Source organism: Sphingobium olei (assembly GCF_042678845.1).
GTDB lineage: Bacteria > Pseudomonadota > Alphaproteobacteria > Sphingomonadales > Sphingomonadaceae > Sphingobium > Sphingobium olei.
The window spans coordinates 1-3887 of sequence record NZ_JBHTLS010000061.1; the positions used below are offsets into that span (position 1 = coordinate 1).

A 3887-nucleotide genomic window follows, 5' to 3' on the forward strand; every position below is an offset into this window, starting at 1 on the left:
CATGCCTTGACCCACTTATCCTGCGGCGAAATTTTATGCCGGGCCGAACAGCTGTGCTGCCCGAAGGCAATCGACGGCAATGTGCCGTTCGTCAGGCATCGAGCAGCGAGGTGTAGGGAGGCCAATGTTTAAAGAACCGGGCCTGATATTCGACGATCTCGTTCGGAACGCCATGATCGTCCATCCACTGGCGAAATATCGGGATAAGCCTGCGCGTGTGCGGCTGTTCGGGCATCGCCGCCAGCAAGGTCATGTCAGGGATTTCGCCGCGCCGCACGAGTTCGATGATCATCGCGGTCGAATTAGTGCCCGCCCCCCATGCCGCGACGACGGGCGCACGACTGCCCGCGCTCATGCGACCATCGCCAGCCAACGGTCGGGCCATGGCGGCGGACGGGTGGTGACGCGATAAGCCTGAAAAGGCGCGAGACCGCGCACGACATAATGAGGAACGCCGGTGGCGCGCCGCAGGTTCAGCGCAATGCGATAGGCGCGATCGAAGGAGGATAACTGGCTTCTCAGCGGTGAGAGGCAGGCGGGCGGGACTGGCAGAGCCATGGGAACCTCCGAAAGGAGTTGGCCGGGAATGGAAATCGATCAGGCCGCAATCGGCAGATCGGGTGGATCGAGAGCGAGGAGACTGTCCAGCGTCACCGGCGCGCGGCTTGCCCGGCGCGTTCGCGGTCCCCGGCTTGGCCGTGCCGGATCATTGAACCGGTAGCCGATCCGCGCCGCATGCTTGCCGATCACCGCCGGATCGCGGCCGAGCGCCTCTGCGACATCGACCATCGAAACGCCATGGAGCCAGGCGTTTTGGATAGCCCGATCTTCATCGCTGCTGAATGGGCGCATGAACCCGTGGACAAGGCCCAGATGGTTGGCTCTGTAGAGCACAGCGCGAAGCCCGCGCCCTAATGCCTCGGCGATCTCACGCGTCGGGATTTTGCCATAATCGGCGCGCAGACGCGCTTCATCCTCTGCGGTCCAGACCGGCCCCTGCCGAAATCCGTCACGGCGGACATGGGTGCCGCGAAGCTTCAGCGCTTCAGCGCGCCATCGGATGGAATGGGACGAACGGCCCAGCCTTTCCCGTAGCGGCGTGAGACTCGCGCCTGTCGCATAGGCATGGCGGAGCAGATCATCCTCTTCAGCGATCCACGCACGTCCCCAGCCTCGTCCATAGCCGAGCATGCGCAGGCGTTGCCCCAGGCTGCGGCTGTTGCGCTCGGGAAATCCTTCGTGGGCCAGCATCCGGGCAATGGCCATATAGCGCGCTCCCGTGGTGGCGAGGTTGAGCGCACGGGTCATTTCCGCGTCGCTCCAGTCGTCCGGCTGGCAGGCATGACGCAGGCCCAGCACCGATGCGCGCGCGATGACACCGCTTAGCGGTCGCCCGATGAGGCTGGAGATTTGGGCGACGGGAACGCCCTTTTCATAGCCGGCGCGAAGTTGCGCATCTTCCCATCCACTATAGGGTGGGGACCCGGGCTCGGACAGGCCGAGCAGCCGTGCGCGGGCATAGAGGGCACTCACGCCCCGGCCAAGCCGGGCGGCCAGCGTTGCCGTCGGGACATGTGCGTAGCAGCGTGCCATTTCCTCATCGTCCCAGTCGCTCCAGGATCGCCGGGAGTTACGGCGCAGGCCAAGGTCATGGATACGCGTGGCGACACCTGCCCGGGGCCTGCCGAGCATGGTGGCGATCTCGTCGATGGTTCGATCATCGGCAAATGCCGCGCGCAGGCGGCTTGTCTCATCTGGGAGCCATGCGTCCGTACGGAAAGCCAGCTCTACAAGCGGTGCGGTCGGAACGGCTTCCGTTTCGGGGACAAAGGGTGTCAGCTCGACGATATCGGCGTCGAGATCGAAGCTGTTCTGGGTCATGGTGCGCTCCTCTCAGACCAGGCCGACGACGGGCGTATCGACGACGCGCAGGCGCAACCGGGCCGACAGACGCGCAATACGCGTATCCCCCCGCGGCATCGTGTCGGACGCGCCGATGGCAGCGAGCAGATCGAGCCCGGCGTCCACATCGTTTGTGGGTAGTGCGAGATGGCGCGCAAGATCGTCGGCCGTGGTGGCATTGGGCGCTATGTTGCCCAAGGCCCCGACAATGCGCGCCGCGGCGGGAGCGGCAGGGTCCAGCAGAAAGGCGTCGAGCGCACGTTGCCCCCGCATGGCGGCATGGCTGGTCCTGCTCGGTGCGACCTCGCGCAGATTTTCAAGGTCGAGCAGAGTGCGGCTCTCGTCCGGGCCAAGGTCGGCCGCGGCCACCAGATCGGGCGTGCGGCCGATATGCGGTGTGATCGTCGGATCGATTTTCGCGAGGACGGGCGTGGCGGCCAGCGCGGGACCGAAGGCGAAGAACTCGCCGGGTGGAAGCAGGCGTAGCAACGCTGCCTGATCGCTGCCGAACCCGAGCAGGTCGGCGGCGCGGGCCACATCGCGGTCAAACACGTTGAGGCCGATCAGATGATTATGCAGTTCCGAGACCACCGAACTGGCGAGTTTCGCGAGGCGCTGCGTGGCGATGATCGTGCCGATTCCGCGCTTGCGGCCCCGTGCGCACATGTCGGTCAGTGTGGCAACACCCAGGCGGCGCGTTTCCGCATCGCGAGCGGACGCCGCCATATGCGGTGCGAGCAGATGCGCTTCGTCGATGCAAACCAGCACCGTATGCGCCCAATGTTCGCGTTGGGCGGAGAGGAGTCCTGCGAAAAAGGCGGCAGCTTTCTCGATGCGGTGATCGGGTTCCAGATCAGTGAGATCGAGGTGAAGCGCAATGCGGTGCTGGCGCGTGCGGAGCGCAAGGGCGGTAAGACCGTCATTGGCATAATCGCGCGCGACAACCGTCGTAGCGCCGATATGCGCGGCCAGATTGGCGAACTCTCCCTCGGGGTCAACGATGATGGTCGTAAGATAGTCGAAGGCTTCCTCGATGATCCGGCGCAGCGTCTGGCTTTTGCCCGCGCCGGATGATCCCTGGATGAGGCAGCGGCCCGACATCAGCTTGCCCAGATCCAGTTCCAGGGGACCAGTCGAGCAGTGGCCGAGCGGGACGCGGGCGTCGCGTGTGAAACTGCTGATGGGAATGTTCATCGGACATACTCCTTCACCGGCCGCCAAAGGCGGCCGTATGCATTGAGTTTGGAGGGGAAGTTCAGGCGGCGATCGCTGCCGGAAGAATGATGGGTCCAGCATTGCGCCAGTCATGACCGGCCGCTTCCAGGGCATCGGTCACGACAGCGAACTGGCGATCGCCGTCATCGTGGAGGATTCCCAGCGCGCAGGCGTCGACCATCACCTGGCTGAACAGGCCGGCCCGATAGGCGTCGAAATCCTGCCCGGCGCCGAATGGCGCCTCGCATGCTATCCACAGCGATGCCTCGATTTCCCGGATCAGCGCGGACGCGCGGTCCAGTTTCGGATCGCGAAAGAGCGAGCGGCGGCGCAGCAGGAGCTCAGGCGCCCAGCAGGGGCCTTCCGGCTGCTCGATCTGCTGTGCGGCAGCCTGCCATCCGCTTTGCGACAGCGTGTCGGGTGGCAGGAAGGCGACGATATCGTTGAACCAGCGCAGCTGATGCATGCAATGGATACGCGCGCCGATGGCGTCGCGCCGGTCCAGCGCATCGGGATAGTCGGCCTCGAGCGCCGCTTCCAGTTCGGCGGGTGTTAGCGCGATGAAGCAGGCACACTGCTGCGGATCGGGAACGGCGCGGGACGCATAGAGTTCGGCCAGCGGGACCGGTGCAGATGCGGGAGCCGGAGCGTCGACAAGGGCGGGCGCCACCGCGCGCCAGAGCGCATCGGGATAATCGCAGAGGGCGACAGCATGTTTGAGCGTGCCGCTGTCGTCAACATCGATGAGGTTGAGCTGCGCCCCGCCGCGG

The 3887-nt window shown here is 65.2% G+C and carries 5 protein-coding genes; all 5 read right to left on the reverse strand.

The window, feature by feature from the left end; all coding sequences use genetic code 11:
- Positions 1-91 precede the first annotated feature (91 nt).
- Positions 92-355: a hypothetical protein gene (locus tag ACFQ24_RS04190; protein ID WP_380909223.1), complete on the reverse strand. Its 264-nt coding sequence runs from the start codon at positions 353-355 to the stop codon at positions 92-94.
- Positions 352-558: a hypothetical protein gene (locus ACFQ24_RS04195; protein ID WP_062063574.1), complete on the reverse strand. Its 207-nt coding sequence runs from the start codon at positions 556-558 to the stop codon at positions 352-354. The genes ACFQ24_RS04190 and ACFQ24_RS04195 overlap by 4 nt, the downstream gene beginning before the upstream one ends.
- Before the next feature lie 39 nt (positions 559-597).
- A complete protein-coding gene (locus tag ACFQ24_RS04200) occupies positions 598-1881 on the reverse strand; it encodes a hypothetical protein (RefSeq protein WP_062063573.1) in 1284 nt (427 codons plus the stop codon).
- Positions 1882-1893: 12 nt separating this feature from the next.
- Positions 1894-3096 carry an ATP-binding protein gene (locus ACFQ24_RS04205; RefSeq protein ID WP_380909226.1) on the reverse strand — a complete coding sequence of 401 codons (1203 nt, stop codon included), beginning with the start codon at positions 3094-3096 and terminating at the stop codon, positions 1894-1896.
- A 61-nt stretch (positions 3097-3157) separates the two neighbouring features.
- A partial coding sequence (locus ACFQ24_RS04210) for a hypothetical protein (RefSeq protein ID WP_380909227.1) occupies positions 3158-3887 on the reverse strand: 730 nt, incomplete at its 5' end.

What these genes read in the sequence shown, in the direction of transcription:
- ACFQ24_RS04190 (WP_380909223.1), bottom strand. Translation starts at nt 355, where the DNA reads ATGAGCGCGGGCAGTCGTGCGCCCGTCGTCGCGGCATGGGGGGCGGGC.
- ACFQ24_RS04195 (WP_062063574.1), bottom strand. Translation starts at nt 558, where the DNA reads ATGGCTCTGCCAGTCCCGCCCGCCTGCCTCTCACCGCTGAGAAGCCAG.
- ACFQ24_RS04200 (WP_062063573.1), bottom strand. Translation starts at nt 1,881, where the DNA reads ATGACCCAGAACAGCTTCGATCTCGACGCCGATATCGTCGAGCTGACA.
- ACFQ24_RS04205 (WP_380909226.1), bottom strand. Translation starts at nt 3,096, where the DNA reads ATGAACATTCCCATCAGCAGTTTCACACGCGACGCCCGCGTCCCGCTC.